The organism is Corynebacterium testudinoris (genome assembly GCF_001021045.1).
In the GTDB taxonomy this organism is placed as follows: Bacteria; Actinomycetota; Actinomycetes; order Mycobacteriales; family Mycobacteriaceae; genus Corynebacterium; species Corynebacterium testudinoris.
In genome coordinates, this window is sequence record NZ_CP011545.1 from 2,449,070 (window position 1) to 2,464,864 (window position 15,795).

14 protein-coding genes are annotated in these 15,795 nt (G+C 62.4%); 4 read left to right on the forward strand and 10 right to left on the reverse strand.

Annotation, left to right across the window (positions count from 1 at the left end; genetic code table 11):
• The first annotated feature begins 118 nt into the window (after positions 1-118).
• Positions 119-1,486, forward strand: coding sequence for an FAD-dependent oxidoreductase (locus tag CTEST_RS11780; RefSeq protein ID WP_047253896.1), 1,368 nt, complete (start codon positions 119-121; stop codon positions 1,484-1,486).
• Between the two features lie 98 nt (positions 1,487-1,584).
• Positions 1,585-2,058 (forward strand): GNAT family N-acetyltransferase, encoded by a 474-nt coding sequence (locus tag CTEST_RS11785; RefSeq protein WP_047253897.1) that lies wholly within the window; start codon positions 1,585-1,587, stop codon positions 2,056-2,058.
• Here the strand turns inward: CTEST_RS11785 and purT are convergent.
• Both purT and CTEST_RS11795 read right to left on the reverse strand, forming a co-directional pair.
• Positions 2,044-3,105, reverse strand: a complete 1,062-nt coding sequence (gene purT, locus CTEST_RS11790; RefSeq protein ID WP_236686093.1) for a formate-dependent phosphoribosylglycinamide formyltransferase — start codon at positions 3,103-3,105, stop codon at positions 2,044-2,046. The two genes, CTEST_RS11785 and purT, sit on opposite strands and share 15 nt — an antisense overlap.
• 5 nt (positions 3,106-3,110) lie before the next feature.
• On the reverse strand, positions 3,111-4,400 hold the full coding sequence (locus tag CTEST_RS11795) for an adenylosuccinate synthase (RefSeq protein ID WP_047253898.1): 1,290 nt from the start codon (positions 4,398-4,400) through the stop codon (positions 3,111-3,113).
• 117 nt (positions 4,401-4,517) lie between these two features.
• Between CTEST_RS11795 and CTEST_RS11800 the strand changes: the two genes are divergently transcribed.
• Positions 4,518-5,339, forward strand: coding sequence for a diacylglycerol kinase catalytic domain-containing protein (locus CTEST_RS11800; RefSeq protein WP_047253899.1), 822 nt, complete (start codon positions 4,518-4,520; stop codon positions 5,337-5,339).
• Between the two features lie 63 nt (positions 5,340-5,402).
• On the opposite strand, the gene CTEST_RS11805 is transcribed toward CTEST_RS11800, so the two are convergent.
• From CTEST_RS11805 to fbaA, 3 genes are all read right to left on the reverse strand, one after another.
• Entirely contained in the window at positions 5,403-7,256 is a 1,854-nt protein-coding gene (locus tag CTEST_RS11805) for a YPDG domain-containing protein (RefSeq protein ID WP_047253900.1), read from the reverse strand.
• Between the two features lie 435 nt (positions 7,257-7,691).
• Positions 7,692-8,873, reverse strand: coding sequence for an FUSC family protein (locus CTEST_RS11810; RefSeq protein WP_047253901.1), 1,182 nt, complete (start codon positions 8,871-8,873; stop codon positions 7,692-7,694).
• A 153-nt stretch (positions 8,874-9,026) separates the two neighbouring features.
• Positions 9,027-10,061, reverse strand: coding sequence for a class II fructose-bisphosphate aldolase (gene fbaA / locus CTEST_RS11815; protein WP_047253902.1), 1,035 nt, complete (start codon positions 10,059-10,061; stop codon positions 9,027-9,029).
• Between the two features lie 334 nt (positions 10,062-10,395).
• Here fbaA and CTEST_RS11820 point away from each other — a divergent pair, with 334 nt between their 5' ends.
• The gene (locus CTEST_RS11820; RefSeq protein ID WP_047253903.1) at positions 10,396-11,349 is read left to right on the forward strand and encodes an LCP family protein; all 954 of its coding nucleotides are present in this window, start codon (positions 10,396-10,398) and stop codon (positions 11,347-11,349) included.
• A 12-nt stretch (positions 11,350-11,361) separates the two neighbouring features.
• On the opposite strand, the gene CTEST_RS11825 is transcribed toward CTEST_RS11820, so the two are convergent.
• From CTEST_RS11825 to CTEST_RS11845, 5 genes are all read right to left on the reverse strand, one after another.
• Positions 11,362-12,555, reverse strand: coding sequence for a glycoside hydrolase family 76 protein (locus CTEST_RS11825; RefSeq protein WP_047253904.1), 1,194 nt, complete (start codon positions 12,553-12,555; stop codon positions 11,362-11,364).
• Positions 12,556-12,619: 64 nt separating this feature from the next.
• Positions 12,620-13,273 carry a TrmH family RNA methyltransferase gene (locus tag CTEST_RS11830; RefSeq protein WP_047253905.1) on the reverse strand — a complete coding sequence of 218 codons (654 nt, stop codon included), beginning with the start codon at positions 13,271-13,273 and terminating at the stop codon, positions 12,620-12,622.
• On the reverse strand, positions 13,254-13,808 hold the full coding sequence (gene pyrE / locus CTEST_RS11835) for an orotate phosphoribosyltransferase (RefSeq protein WP_047253906.1): 555 nt from the start codon (positions 13,806-13,808) through the stop codon (positions 13,254-13,256). The genes CTEST_RS11830 and pyrE overlap by 20 nt, the downstream gene beginning before the upstream one ends.
• Before the next feature lie 10 nt (positions 13,809-13,818).
• Entirely contained in the window at positions 13,819-14,796 is a 978-nt protein-coding gene (locus CTEST_RS11840; RefSeq protein WP_236686094.1) for a type III secretion system chaperone family protein, read from the reverse strand.
• Between the two features lie 70 nt (positions 14,797-14,866).
• Positions 14,867-15,694, reverse strand: a complete 828-nt coding sequence (locus CTEST_RS11845) for a sulfurtransferase (protein ID WP_047253907.1) — start codon at positions 15,692-15,694, stop codon at positions 14,867-14,869.
• Positions 15,695-15,795 lie beyond the last annotated feature (101 nt).

Below are 15,795 nucleotides of genomic sequence, written 5' to 3' on the forward strand. Positions count from 1 at the left end.
CCCCCGCTCCCCCACCGGCCAGCGGGAAAGGGGCCACTAACTTAACGGAGCAATGGTCAGTACTATGGACCGGAGAATTGCCCCCTTACCTCTTTAATGTGAAGGATGTCGTCTGACTATGTCTCGTCCCTTGCGTGTCGCCGTCGTCGGCGCCGGCCCGGCCGGCATCTACGCCTCTGATCTGCTGGTCAAGTCCGGCCAGGACGTAGCCATCGATCTTTTCGAGCGCATGCCCGCCCCCTTCGGCCTCATCCGCTACGGCGTGGCCCCGGACCACCCGCGCATCAAGGGCATTGTGAAGTCCCTCCACGCTGTCTTGGACAAGCCGGAGATCCGCCTGCTCGGCAACATTGAGGTGGGCAAGGACATCACCGTCGAGGAAATGCGCGATTACTACGACGCCATTATCTTCTCCACCGGCGCCACCGGGGACCGCGACCTCGCCATCCCGGGGCATGAGCTGAAGGGCTACCACGGCGCCGGCGAGTTCGTCGGTTTCTACGACGGCAACCCGGATTTCTCCCGCACCTGGGACCTCACCGCCGAGAAGGTGGCCGTCATCGGCGTGGGCAACGTCGCCCTCGATGTAGCCCGCATTCTGGCCAAGACCGCCGATGAGCTGCACGTCACCGAGATCCCGGACAACGTGTACGACAACCTCCACCGCAGCGCCGTGCAGGAAGTCCACGTCTTCGGCCGCCGCGGTCCCGCGCAAGCCAAGTTCACCCCGCTGGAGCTCAAGGAGCTTGACCACTCCGACAACGTCGAGGTGGTGGTTGACCCCGAGGACATTGACTACGACGAGGCCTCCGAGCAGGCCCGCCGCGATTCTAAGTCGGTGGACCTGGTGTGCCAGACCCTCGAGGGCTACGCCATCCGGGAGCCCAAGGGCGCCAAGCACAAGCTCTTCCTCCACTTCTTCGAGTCCCCGGTGGAGATCCTCGGCGAGGATGGCCGCGTCGTGGGTCTGAAGACGGAGCGCACCGAGCTCGATGGCACGGGCAACGTCCGCGGCACGGGCACTTACACCAACTGGGAAGCCCAGGCCGTTTATCGCGCCGTCGGTTACCGCTCTGAGGCCGTCACTGGCGTGCCTTTTGATGCCGAGCGCGCTGTCATGCCCAACGATGGCGGCCGCGTGCTCGACCTTGATAGCGCCGAGCCCGTGCCCGGCCTGTACGCGACGGGCTGGATCAAGCGCGGTCCGGTCGGACTCATCGGCAACACAAAGTCGGACGCCAAGGACACCACCACCATCCTGTTGGAGGATTACAACTCCGGCAAGCTGGCCGAGCCGTCGAAGCCGGAGCCCGAGGCAGTGGTTGACATGCTCAAGGAGCGCGGCATTGCCGTGACCACGTGGGATGGCTGGCACAACCTTGATGCGGCCGAGCGTGCCCTCGGTGAGGCGGAGGGCCGCGAGCGCAAGAAGATCGTCGAATGGCACGAGATGGTCTCCAACGCTCACCCGGAATACGAGATCTGATTCTGCCCGGTCACGCCCGACCGGGCAGGGTGATCTAGCTCTCAAATCAGGGATCTGGGTTCGCCAAAGGTGGCCGAAGAGGCGTAAGTTGGCGCGCCATGACAATCTACTTCGCAGTAAGCCACCTGGCGGACATGGCTCCGCTTGAGGTGCACCAGATGTACAAGCTGCGCGTCGACACCTTTGTCCACGAGCAGCAGTGCCCGTACGCCGAAATCGACGATATTGACGCCGCCCCGGACACCTTCCACCTGCAGGTCTGGAAGAACGGGGATACCCCGCGCACCCTCGTCGGCACGGCCCGCCTCTACCCCGCGCTTATCGACGGCGCCGACACCATGAAGTTCGGCCGCTTCTGCCTGCACCCTTCCGTGCGGGGCACCGGCCTGTCGGCCGAACTGATGGAGCAGTCCCTGCGGCTGGCCCGCGAGCAGGCCCCCGGCCTGCCCGTCGTGCTCGACGCCCAGCTTCCGCTCGTCGACTTCTACCGTGGCTTCGGCTTCGAGCCAGTCGGCGAGACCTTCGATGACGAAGGCATCCCGCACCAGCGGATGCGCCTAACGCGCAGCTAGCAACGCCCGATCCCGGGCCTCCTGTACGGTCTCGGCGGTAGCCAGGACCATGCCGGGACGCCCGGAAGGCAACCGGACGTCGGTCTCGGGGACGGCGAGGACCCGGGCGACGTCGATAAGCGGCTCATAGACCATGGCCACGGCGCCGGGGGAAATCATCGTCACATCGATGGGCAGGCCCAGGATGGCGCGCGCATGGAGATCATATTGGGACAGCCGCTGCGAACGCAGCGTGACCGCCCCCTCCTCGTGGGGGCGCGGGGTGACGCCAGAGAAGTACACCTCATCGCCGGCGACGAACATCTCCACCGCACACACTCCCCGACCACCGAGGGCGTTGCTGATCCGGGCGGCCATCGAGCGGGCGTTATCTAAGGCCTGCGGGCTCATGGGCATCGGCTGCCAGGACTCGGCCAAGCGGCCATCCTGGTGGCGGTGCCCGATCGGTTCGCAGAACCATGTGGCCAACTTGCCCGTCGCCGGGTCGATGGACCGCACGGCCAGGACCGTGACCTCGTAGTCGAAGTTAACAAAGCGCTCGATCATGACGCGCCCCTCCGACAGGTTGGACACCTCCCACGCCGCCTCGATCTGCTCCGGCGTGCGGACGACGGTGTGGCCGTGCCCGCCGGTAAACGTCGCGGGTTTCACCACACACGGCAAACCCATCTCGGCGAAAGCCGCGAGGAAATCCTCATGCGTGGAGACGAAACGGTACGCGGTCGTGGGCAAGCCAAGCTCTTCATTAGCCGTGCGCCGCAGCGTGTCACGCGTAACGGTGAGTTCGCAGCCCCGTGCCGACGGCACCACCATCACCCCAGCGGCCTCGGCCTCTGTGAGGGCGGCGACGTCGACGGACTCGGTCATCGGAACGATGACCTCCGGGCCGTAGGTGGCCACGAGCTCCGCGATTCCCCCCTCACTCGACAACTCTTCGTCGGTGGCGGTGATGACGGCGACCCCGAGACGTCGAAAAGCAGCCGACACCTCGGCGGAGGCCTCGCCGGAACCGAGCAGCAAGGCGGTGCGGAACTCCGCGGACGTCACGGTACTCAGCTTTCCATCACATCGTGGCGCACGATCGTCTGATCGCGGCCCGGGCCGACGCCGATGTAGGACATGCGGCAACCGGAGAGCTCCTCCAGGCGCAGGACGTAATCCTGGGCCTTCTGCGGCAGCTCATCAAAGGTGGTGACACCGGTGATGTCCTCATCCCACGCAGGCATCGTCTCAAAAATCGGCTCCGCGTGGTGGAACTCCGACTGCGTCAACGGCATCTCATCGTGGCGCACCCCATCGACGTCGTAGGCCACACAAATCGGGATCTCGCCGATGCCGGTGAGCACATCAAGCTTGGTCAGGAAGTAATCGGTGAAACCATTGACGCGGGTGGCGTAACGGGCAATGACCGAGTCGTACCAACCGCAGCGACGCTTCCGACCGGTGTTGACACCCACCTCGCCGCCGACGGTCTGCAGGTACTCGCCCCACTTATCAAACAGCTCGGTCGGGAACGGGCCCGCGCCGACGCGAGTGGTGTAGGCCTTGATAATGCCCAGCGACGCCGTAATACGCGTCGGCCCCACACCGGAGCCCACGCACGCGCCACCGGCCGTCGGGTTGGAGGAGGTAACAAAGGGGTAGGTGCCATGATCCACGTCCAGCATCGTTGCCTGGCCGCCCTCCATGAGCACGCTCTTGCCCTCATCCAGGGCCTGGTTCAGCACATACTCCGCATCAATCATCATCGGACGCAGGCGATCGGCGTAGCCCAGGAAGTACTGCACCGTCTCCTCGACGTCGATGGCCTTGCGGTTATACATCTTCACCAACGTTTGGTTCTTCACCTCCAGTGCGGAGGTGATCTTCTGGCGCAGAATCGACTCATCGAAAATGTCCTGCACGCGGATGCCCACCCGAGAAACCTTGTCGGCATACGCCGGACCGATACCGCGGCCAGTCGTGCCAATCGCGCGCTTACCCAGGAAACGCTCCTGCACCCGATCCAGCACCTGGTGATATGGAGCAACCAGGTGAGCATTCGCCGAAATCCGCAGACGAGACGCATCCGCCCCGCGAGCCTCCAGGCCATCGATCTCCTCGAACAACGCCTCCAAATTAATGACCACGCCGTTACCCAGAATCGGGATGGCGTTCTCCGACAACACGCCCGCCGGGAGGAGCTTCAGCTCATACTTCTCGCCGCCGACGACAACGGTGTGACCCGCATTGTTTCCGCCGTTGGGCTTGACCACATAGTCAACGAGCCCGCCCAGAATATCGGTGGCTTTGCCCTTGCCTTCATCGCCCCACTGGGCGCCGACAATCACGATTGCAGCCATTAGTTTGGGTCACTTCCGCTCAGTTCTCGGGAATGGGTGGCCCTCTACGGCCACAGACGGTAGCCAATTCTACTCCTATCCCCAGTGACAACCCATGCTGGCGTAGTATTTTGGCTCATGCGAGTGCTTCTGTTGCGCTGCGGCGACGTGTCCTTGAGCGCACCCCCCGAGGTGAGCGTCCACGACCTTCCCGCCATTCCCTCCCGCAAGGACCTGCGCTTCCTCGACGAGGTCGCCGCCGCCGTCCTCCCCGTCGACCCCACTCCCTCGCTGGATGACATCGCCGCACAACCCGACGTCGAGCACCTGTCCACCCCAGCTGTCGCCCCGCAAGCTGGCTTTGTGTCCGAGCGGCTTCGGGTGATCGTCGCAGGCACCGACGCCGCCCTCTCCGCCGTCCTCACCCGGATGATGCGCGCCGACTACCTCTGGGCCGACGTCGGCTTCGTCCCGGTCGGCCCGTCCACGGCGGCACAGAACTGGGGTCTGTCCACCTCACCGGATGCGGCTTTGGAGGGGGCATTGCGTGGCGACGTCCACCCCGTCCCCCTCATCCGCACCGACGCCGGCATCGCCGTCGCCGGCTCCGCCACCATCACCGACTGGGATGACAAGGAGATCACCGGCGAAATCATTGTCGATGACCACGTCCTCGTCCGCCACGAATCCGGCACCCACGGCCACATCGGCGCCCGCCTCGTTCCCATGACGAACGCTCCCGGCATCGCCGCCGTCCGCATCATCACCGCCCCCCGCCGACTCTTCCGCCGCACTTCACACGAGCTTTTCGACGCCCCCACCCTCACCACCGGCCGCGCCGTCCAGGCCGGCGGCCCGGCCCTCGCCGTCACCGTCGACGGCGTCCGCCACAAGCGCCCCCTCGAGCGGGTCACCTTCTACCGCCACTTGCGCGACCTGCAGATTGTCCGCCCGCTTTAGGGCGGGTGAAAAGCATGATGCCCGGTTCCCTTAGCGGGAACCGGGCATCTGGCTACTTAGCTGTTATTCGGAGGAACCCGAGGACAGCGACGACATCGACGACGTCCCATCCTCACCAACACAGCTGTTGTAAAGGTAAGCCGCAGCCAACAAACCAAGAGCAACCATCGCAGCACCATTAATGATCGTGCGGTTATCCGCCGTAAAGCGAGCGATCTCAGAGTTGATCTGGTTGATGTACTGAGCCTGAGCCGGATCAAAGATACCGAACTGCTGCTGCAGCTGAGAGTTAGCGTTACGCAACTGAGCCTGCAGATCAGCATTAAGCTGATCCAAGCCCGGAATATTAAGCTGACCTGCCATACCCACCGGGACCAGGAGCAAAAGCGGCAAACCAACAGTCAAACCAGCAGCAACACACGTACCCGCACCCGGAACGACCGCACCATCATCATCCCTGACGGTGACCGTGACAGACGTTTCCTTCACAGTGCCATCCGGCAGAGTAGCGGTGACCTTGATCTTTGCAGAGTCACCATCCTTGGCGGTGGCGGGCGGGGTAACCGTCAGGGTGCCATCGGGATCAACATCAGCGGTCCAACCAGCGGGAAGATCATCCTCATCAACGTCGTAGATCGTGCCCTCAGGCAGATCAAAACCAGGCACCTTCGACGGATCAACCGGGACACCAGGCTTGGTGTCTGCGTCGGTGTAACCAAAGACAACGTCAGCATCTTCACCGACGACCGTAACCTTGACGGTGGTCGTTTCGGTGCGGCCATCTGGGAGGGTAGCGGTAACCGTCACGTTGGTGGAAGTACCCGGAGCAGCATCTGCAGGAGGAGTTACCGTCAGCTTGCCGGTGTCTGGATCGACAACCGCGTCCCAACCGTCGGGAAGAGTGCTGTTGTCCGTCGTGAACTTCGTCTGATCCGGGAAGTTGAACTCCCCAACCTTAGTCGGATCAACCGGAACGCCAGGACCGGTCTCGGCATCGTTGTAGCCAAAGACACGCTCAACAGACTCGCCGACGACCGTAACCTTGACGGTGGTCGTTTCGGTGCGGCCATCTGGGAGGGTAGCGGTAACCGTCACGTTGGTGGAAGTACCCGGAGCAGCATCTGCAGGAGGAGTTACCGTCAGCTTGCCGGTGTCTGGATCGACAACCGCGTCCCAACCGTCGGGAAGAGTGCTGTTGTCCGTCGTGAACTTCGTCTGATCCGGGAAGTCGAACTCCCCAACCTTAGTCGGATCAACCGGAACGCCAGGACCGGTCTCGGCATCGTTGTAGCCAAAAGTGAAGGCGCAGTCCTCGGTGGAACCCGGTGCAAGATCACCGGTCAGTCGAGCATTCACCATAAAGGCATTGCTCCAGGTGCCATCAGCAGCAGGCTTGGTCAGCTCGGTCAGTTCGGCCAACGAGAGCTGAATCCTCTGCGAGGGCGTGAACTTCGAGCCAGCTGGCACATTTCCAAGATCATAAGTGGCAACGTTGCCAGCGATGCTTTCGGAAACAGCTACGTGGTTGTTCGGGTAGGGAGCCTCACTAGGCCCGAAGAGCCGGTACTCCACGCCCGACAGGGCCCACGCCTTGCCCTCTACTTCCTGTAGGTTCACGACCAGCTTTGCATTGTTGATCGTCTTGTCTGTGGCGAACGCAATGCGAGACATCGTTAGACCATTTGGCGGAGCCTGCGGCACATTGAAGTGCTGCACCTGGAAGAAGCGGTTGAAGCCCTCCTTCGAGTTCACGTTCTCCGTGAATCCCTTAGTGCTCCATGGGTCGGCGAAGTGTGGGTCATAGACCGCTTCCGCGTTCCAATCGATCTTGCAACCGACGGTCTTGTCCCCGTCACTGCCGGGGAGGTTCGGGCGCACCTCTTGAGCCTGCGCGATCGGCGCCAAGGTGGACGACATTCCAATTGCCAGTGCTGCAACAACAGCGGTTAAGGATCTTCTCGATCGAGTAAACATAAGCCTCGCAGGCTCCCTGCTCTGTATAGATACGTGGACACGTATATTGAACCGTCTTTTTAGAAAGCTCACAACATATACACAAAAACACGCATCAACTCACAGAAAACCTGCACCTACGGAGCCATTCAAGACACCCTAATGGGGGTAACTGCCGAAGAGGTGCGACCGTCGGAAAACCACGAGGTCACGACCTTGTACAGTTTACTTTCGAGGACAATTAAATTGCAGCGGTTAAATCTCTAAGATCCTGGACATAACAAACTCCCCCACAGAAATTGGTTGCTTTCGTAACTAACATTCAGGTCGCGGTATAACCACCTGTTAATACTAAAAGTCCACTTTAAATTCACCTCGCCAGGCGAAGTGCCCGGCGGACTAGTCCTCGTAGATCCCAGGCCAACGCTCATGCGGGTACGCCGGAGTCTCCGACGTGGGAGCCAGTGCCGCAAGGGCCGACTCTCGGGCCCAACCACAGACGACCAACAAATCGACAGTAATGGATCGAGCCTGTGCCAAAATGACGTACTCAGAAAGCACACCCTTCACGGTGATGGCGCCCATGTCCTCACCTGCCGCCAGGATTTGCAGGCGCCGCACCAACCCGGGAACCTCAATCGCCTCCGTCGCTTCAGTCCGATCATCGAAAACATCAGACAGTGACGCCGTGATGTCCGCCAGTTCATCGACAATGTTGATCAGGCGGATGCTGACCGAATCTCCGTCACTGCACAGCACACGCGCTCTCCGGGCCAGCACCCCAGCGTTGCGCATCGTCTGTTCAACCGCTGGAAGAATCCTCTCGAGCGATCGCACCCGGCGCCGTTTACCCCACATCAACGGCGACAGATTAGAAACCTCACGGCCGCCTTTGGCGGCCTCCAACATGCTGTTGATGCTGTCCTGTGTGTCCTGGATCGCCTCAGTAGCCTGATCCAACCGCTCGGAGTCGCCTTCGTCCAAGGCCTGCGCGACGTCGTCAAGCACAGACGACACGATTGCCAACAGTTTGGAAATCTCCCGACGCCCCGAATTCAACGGCGACGATGGCAAAAATGCCACGGCCGCAAGCCCAATGATCGATCCGATGAACGCATCCACCATGCGATCAGGCCCACCGCCGGACGTACCCGGCGGCATGATCGTACTAATGAGGATGGCACCGATGGCCACCTGGTTGGACAGCAGCTGCGACTCGCTAAGAAACGCCGCTAGCAGCAACGACAGCGCGACAATAATCGAGATCTGCCACACCCCAGGCCCGACGAAATGGACGAGAAGATCACCCAGCCCCACCCCGATGGTGCAGCCAATCGACAGCTCGATAGCCTTCTTGATCCTCTCGCCGCCGGCCATCCCCAAGATGATGACAACAGTGATCGGCGCAAAGAACGGATTCTGGTGCCCGAAAACCTCCCTGGCCACCCAAAACGCCAAACCCGACGCCAACGCCGCCTGCACGATGCTCAATGAACGCTTGCGGACGCGCAGAACTCGAGACTCCAACGAGGTCTCTAGGACTCGCAGGCGTTCCAGCGTGCTGATTCTTACTTTGGCCATGAGTCACAACTTACCCAGTGATTCTGGTGGACCTGTTAGATGGCAGGTGGCAACGCCGTGAGCGCTTGTCTTGGGCCGAAAAAGAATTGCCCGGCCATCACCTCAAGAGAGGCATGGCCGGGCACACGAAACTCCTAGCAGCTAGGACCGTTCCTACTTACTAATGGTCTTACCCACCGAGTGCAGATCCTGGCAGGCCTCGATGATGCGGTCGGCCATGCCCTGCTCAGCCTTCTTCATGTAGGAGCGCGGGTCGTAGGCCTTCTTGTTGCCCACTTCGCCGTCGATCTTGAGCACGCCGTCGTAGTTGTCAAACATGTGGCCCACGATCGGACGGGTGAATGCGTACTGGGTATCGGTGTCAACGTTCATCTTGATGACACCGTATCCGAGGGCCTCTTCGATCTTTTCCTTCTCGGAGCCGGAGCCACCGTGGAAGACGAAGTCGAACGGCAGCGCGTCATCGCCAACGCCGAGCTTCTTGCGAGCAACCTGCTGGCCTTCAAGGAGGACCTCGGGGCGCAGCTTCACATTGCCCGGCTTGTACACGCCGTGGACATTGCCGAAGGTTGCGGCCAGGAGGTAACGGCCCTTGTCGCCGGTACCGATGGCGTCGATGGTCTTCTCAAAGTCCTCGGCGGAGGTGTAGAGGTTGGCGCCTGCCTTGGCTTCCACGCCGTCCTCTTCGCCACCGACGACACCGATTTCAACTTCGAGGATGATGTTGGCGGCCTTAGCCTTGGCCAGCAGCTCCTGAGCGATCTCGAGGTTCTCATCGATCGGGATAGCGGAGCCATCCCACATGTGGGACTGGAAGAGGGGGAGCTCGCCCCGGTCGACGCGCTCCTGCGAGATGGCGATCAGCGGGCGGACGTACTCGTCCAGAACTTCCTTCTGGCAGTGGTCGGTGTGCAGAGCGACGTTGATGCCGTAGTGTTTTGCTGCCTCGTGGGCGAACGCTGCGAGGGCAACCGCGCCGGCGACCTTGTTCTTGACGTTGAGACCGGAACCGAATTCGGCACCGCCGGTGGAGAACTGGATGATGCCGTCGGACTCAGCATCAGCGAAGCCCTTGAGTGCGGCGTTGATCGTTTCGGAGGAGGTGCAGTTGATGGCCGGGAAGGCGTAGCCGCCTGCCTTAGCCCGATCAAGCATCTCGTTGTAGACCTCAGGGGTTGCGATAGGCATAAAGGTGATCCTCCAGGTTGTCGAATACATCACCGTTTCCGGGAGTCCCCGGAGATCGGTGTTCCGCCTACCAGTATGCCCCTTTTTGTCCGTTCGTGCCTGAGCGGTAGGTCACCTTTGGGTGCCTAAGTGGCACTCCAGGCATGTGCTCGATCCGGAACTAGATGCCCGAGCTCGAACAGCCACAATCCGTGCCTCCTTCGGGCTTTTACGGGACCGAGCTCAACGATCCGGCCATCATCACCCTCCGTCAAGGTGACTTTCTCACGTTTCCTCGCGCCATCCCCGTGTTATCCTTGCGATTGTAGATACATTTACTAGGAAGGTCCCTTCCATGTTTTCCCGCTTCACCCTCCGCACGGTTGCGCTGAGTATCGGCGGATTCCTCATGGTGATAGCCATTATTCTCGCCAGCTTCGGCGCGTGGATCCTCATTGGAACTACGCCACACCGCTCCGGCTCTGGGCAGTTTTCCGAAAATGGTGAAGAGATAATCTATGAAAAGACATTACTTATGCTTGGCGTCGATGGGGATGGTCACAACCTCGAAGGCCAACGCACCGATTCAGTCCTGCTAGTCCGGCTTATCAGCGGTCGGGTGGACTTGTTGTCCTTCCCCCGCGACTTACTCGTTCCGATGCCTGAATGCACTGGCATGGCCGGAGAGGAAAAGCTCAACGGCATTTTTGCCCATTCGTCGAGGATGGCCGGCGTTGATGCTGGCGCCGAGTGCTTATCCGGCGCCATCCAGGACATGACGAATCTCCCGATCGATGACTACGTGGTGATGAACATGGACTCAGTGGTCACCCTCGTTGATCAATTGGGAGGAATTGAGCTGTGCCTGGCGCAGTCGGAGGTTGATTATGGGATCATTCCGGACATCACCGACCCTGGTTGCCATCATGTCAATGGCACTCAGGCCTTGCGGTACGCGCAGACTCGCAAGTACGTCGACGATGGTTCGGATCTCAGCAGACTTGATCGGCAGCACGTCATGCTCGAAGCCGTTATTGAAAGAACGAGCGAGGTGGACCCGTTTCGGGAGTTCCCGCTGTTCCTGCGTCTCGCGGGGACCGTCAAGCACATGACGGAGACGAGCCTGAGGCTGGCAGAGGCCCGAGAGGTGACGCGTATCGCGCGCACCATCGCCGCTTCCGACCTTGGTTCTGCCCAAACGATCCCCATTGTTCCGGCCGATGATGGGATAAACCTCCGTCTATCCCCCTCCGCCGACGCCTATCTCACGGCGTTGCATGACGGCTCGCCGCTGCCCACTCACGGCTAAACCTCGAGAGAATTACTTCGGTTCCGTCTCCCCGGTGATGCGGGCGGCGGCCTCGAGCAGCATCCAGCCGGAGAGCTGGACGGAGAGATCGCGTTCGTCGATACGGATAACGCCCAGTGCCTCGGGGAGGGAGGCGGGCGAGAGGCCGTAGTTGTGGGGCAGGCGGGCGTCGGCAGTCCAGTCGGTGGCGAAGACGGGGAGGCCATCAACTTCCAGGCGGCGGTTCCACACCGATTCGGCGGAGGCCAGCACGAGGCGTGCGGCGATCTTTTTCACTGCCCGGTTGGCGGGGCTGTCGGAGGGCAGGCGGACCGCGATGTCGGCGAGGTAGCGGACGAGGATGCCCTTGAACAGGCCTCCGTCGCCGTCGCCGGTGGGCCAGTCGATAACTCCGGCCGGGGTCGCCATGTGGACGGCGACGGCTTGGACGAGGCCACGGATGCGGGTGAGGTAGATCATCGCCTCGTCGGCCCGCTCGGCGTCCTGGACGCCACCGATTTCCTCGTGGTGTTCAAACCCGGCACGTTCGCGCAGCTTGAGCGCGATTTCCAGGCACGCTCCGAGGGCGACACCTTGGCAGTAGGGGTAGATATTGGAGACGATCTCCGGCCCGTGCATCCGCATCCGCAGGCCGTCCATCATGAGGCCGTCGTCGTTGATGAGGTTGTCAAACATCCAGTCGGTGATCTCGCGCGCCTGGTCGAGGCGGCCGGTGCGGGCCATCATGATCGCGGCGGGCCCGTTGGAGGGGACGTTGTAGAAGGTCTCCCCCGTCCGCCAGGGCAGGACTCCCGTGAGGGAATCAATGCCGGCGATGATGTTGTGCTCCAGCGGCGGCAGGGCGCGGGTGGCAGAGACGTCCTTGATGTGCCCGGCGCGGTCCATCGCCAGGGCCAACCAGGCCTTGTCGTCGTAGAAGTTGTTTTTGGTCAGCTTGGACAGGTTGCGGATCCGCACGCCGGTGATGGTGTCGCGGATGACGGTGCGGCGGGCGCGGGTGGGGCGGCGGAGAGCGGCGTCAACCAGGCAGTCGAGGTAGTGGGCCTGCCACCAGTAGTGCCAGCGGATGAACAGGCGTTCCTTGGTCGTGGGAGGCCAGCTCACCACCGCGAGGTTTGTGCGGGGCAGGCCCCAGAGTCGGGATGCGTGCCTCTCACTGATCGCGGATTCCGCTAGGTCGGCGCGGTGCGCCCATTGTTCCTGCACATCTCTCCTGTCGTGGCCTGAGCTTGACTCGTTACCCCATGCTATTCACTTGTGGCGCGCCGCGTCACCAGGCTGTGTTGAGGTCGGCGTGTTGCCGAATCCAGCTGTGCATGGCGATGCCGGCGGCCACGCCGGCGTTGATGGAGCGCGTCGACCCGAATTGGGCAATGGAGCAGGTCATGAGGGCTCCGTCGGCGGCTTCCGGGGTGATGCCGGGGCCTTCTTGGCCGAAAAGGAGCAGACATTCTCGGGGTAGTTCGGCTGTTTCGAGCGGCACCGATCCCGGGGTGTTGTCGATCGCCACGACGGTCACTCCCTCAGTGTCAGCCCACTCCAGTAGTGAGGCCACATCCGGGTGGTGCATGAGGTGTTGGTAGCGGTCGGTGACCATCGCGCCGCGGCGGTTCCAGCGTCGCCGCCCGACGATGTGCACGGTGTCCACGGCGAAGGCGTTGGCGGTGCGCACGACGGTGCCAATGTTGGCGTCGTTTTCAAAGTTCTCGATCGCCACGTGCAGCGGATGCCGCCGGGTATCAATGTCCGCGACGATCGCCTCGCGCGTCCAGTACCGGTAGGCGTCGACGACGTTGCGGGTATCGCCTTCCGCAAGAAGTGCGGCGTCGTAAAGCGGATTGTCCGGCAGTTCGCCCTCCCACGGGCCGACGCCGTGGCGGCCCTCGCCCCACTCGGTGGGGCCCTTAGGCGAGTCCAAGATCATCCAAGCCCAGCAGGTAGCGGTATTCCAGTCCCTCAGCCTTGATGACATCGCCCGCGCCCGTCGCGCGATCCACGACGGTAGCCACGCCCACGACCTCAGCGCCGATCTCCCGCAGCGCCGCCACAGCCGTCAACGGCGAATTGCCCGTCGTGGTCGTATCCTCCACGACGAGCACCTTCTTCCCCACCACATCGGGCCCCTCGACGCGCCGCTGCATGCCGTGCTTCTTCGCCTCCTTACGGACAACGAAGGCGTTGATGTCGCGGCCGGGAGCATGCATCACGGCAGTAGCCACGGGGTCCGCGCCCAGCGTCAGCCCACCGACGGCCACGTAATCCCAGTCTTCCGTAAGCTCCCGCAGCAGCAGGCCAATGAGCGCCGAGGCACGATAATGCAAGGTCGCGCGCCGCAAATCCACGTAATAATCGGCTTCCTTGCCCGAGGACAACGTCACCTTTCCGTGCACAATGGCGAGTTCTTTGACCAGCTCCGCGAGCTCAGCCAAGGCGATCGGATTAACTTCGAGTCGGCTCATGCGTCTAAGACTAGTTCGCGCCATCACCGAAGATGGAGGAACCCTTGCTCAGGTCGCGCGGCATCCCCGCCCCCCGCTGCGTCGGGGCCGTGCCGTCCCCAATCGGGTTCACCGTGTCCGTCCCCACGTCACTATGCTTGACGACGCCCCGGGCCACCGGCTGCATCCGCGTCGGCAAGGTCAGCGGTTCTTCCGGTCGTTGCACGACCGGCTCCGCCTCAGTGACCAACCGCGACTGCTCCACAAGGGTAAAGCCCGGCGCGCCCGCCGCGGGCATCTGCCGAGTGGGATCCAAGCCATCGAGGTTGAGCACCTGCGTGGCGGTGGCGCGTGGGGGGAGGGCATGCGCGGCGTCGGCAAGCAAGGCGAGCGGAGCGAGCATCTCATCCCACTGCGCGGCATGCGTGCCGCGTTCCGTTTGCGCCAACACCCAATCAGCTTCCATCCACACCGCAGTCACGGTGTCCGGCATGACCTCCAACGCCGTGGTGACACGCTGATCCACCAGCCGCTGAGCCACCCCGGAATCCGTGGCAAAAATCCGAAACTCGCCCACCTGCGTGGCCTGGAAAAGATCCTCCGAATCGCTGACCACCTCGCCCCGCCGAATATCCACCACCACATCCGACGCGGACCCGCGGCGCATCGCCATGACATTGACCCCACCCAAGTCCATGAGCAGCAGCTCGTGCCCGTAGGCGTGCCCACTGACAATGTCTTTCGCCACTGCCCCCGCCGACGCGACCCCCCGGGACCACTCGTCATTGAGGTACTCATCACTGCGCGCGAAGTCGAAGCCGTGCTCCTCCGCCCACGCCTTGCGCTCGCGGCGCAACGACCCCGGAAGATTAAGAGTGGAGCGCGGTTGCTCGGGCGCAGCAAGCTCGTCGGTCGGCTCAGTGCCGCGGCGCTGCAGCGAATCCAGATACCACAGCGCGGCAGCCGCCAGAAGCGCGACTGCAGCGAAGAGGAAAGCAAAAGTGGCCATCGACATTGACCTTAGCCGTCAATCACCGCTGGATTCGTGCGACATGCTGGGGTGATGGACCCTGACGCTATTAGCCGCGCTCCACCGGGTTCCGAGGATTCGCCGACCACTGCGACCACCCGCCCACATAGTGCGACGCCCCGCCAATGCCGGCGTACTCCATAGCCGCCAGCGCCAACGCCGAGTGATTACCCGAACCCGAATACACGATGACGTTCTCACCGCTGCTCACCCCGGCGCGCGCGAAGCGCTCACGGATCTCCTCCGGGGTACGGAACGTGCGGTCCTCATTGAGCAGATCGCGGACGGGAACGTTGACCGCGCCCGGAATGTGCCCCGCCTTGAGATCGAGGACTTCCCGCTTGCCGGCAAAGCGCAGGGCGTCACGATTGTCCACCAAGATGCCCGTCCGATTGACCACGTCCTCCAACGTGGACACCGGCATCGAATGGGGTGCGACCGTGGCATTAGCATTCGCCGCGAAATTGCCCGGACCACCCACCAGATCGAAGCTCTGCTCATTCCAGGCCGCCAGACCACCATCGAGGATCTGCACGTTTGTCATCCCGGCCCACCGCAAGGTCCACCACGCCCGCCCGGCCAGCGGACCACGGCCATCGTCATACACAACGACCTGCGAGTTCTCCTGCAACCCCCACTTGTTAAACCACGCCTGCAGCTGATGCGGGTCCGGCAGCGGATTGCGCCCGTGCCCCGATCCGGGCAGGCCAGCCAGCGCGGCAGTCGGGTCACAGTACAACGCGGTGGGCAGATGCCCCTTCCGGTACAGGCGGTAGCCCTCCCCCTCGTCCGGCCCCCAGAGGACGGCGAGCACAGTCTGCTTGCGGCCGTGATAGATGTTGTCGTTCAGTTCGGTCGTGGAGACGATGATGCTCATGAAGATCAGTGTATGTGTGAGCTAGCTCAACCGCCGAGTAGTCAACGCGGGCAGGATCTCCCCGGGTGATGCTTTAGCACATCTTCCCGTATCCTCCCTGA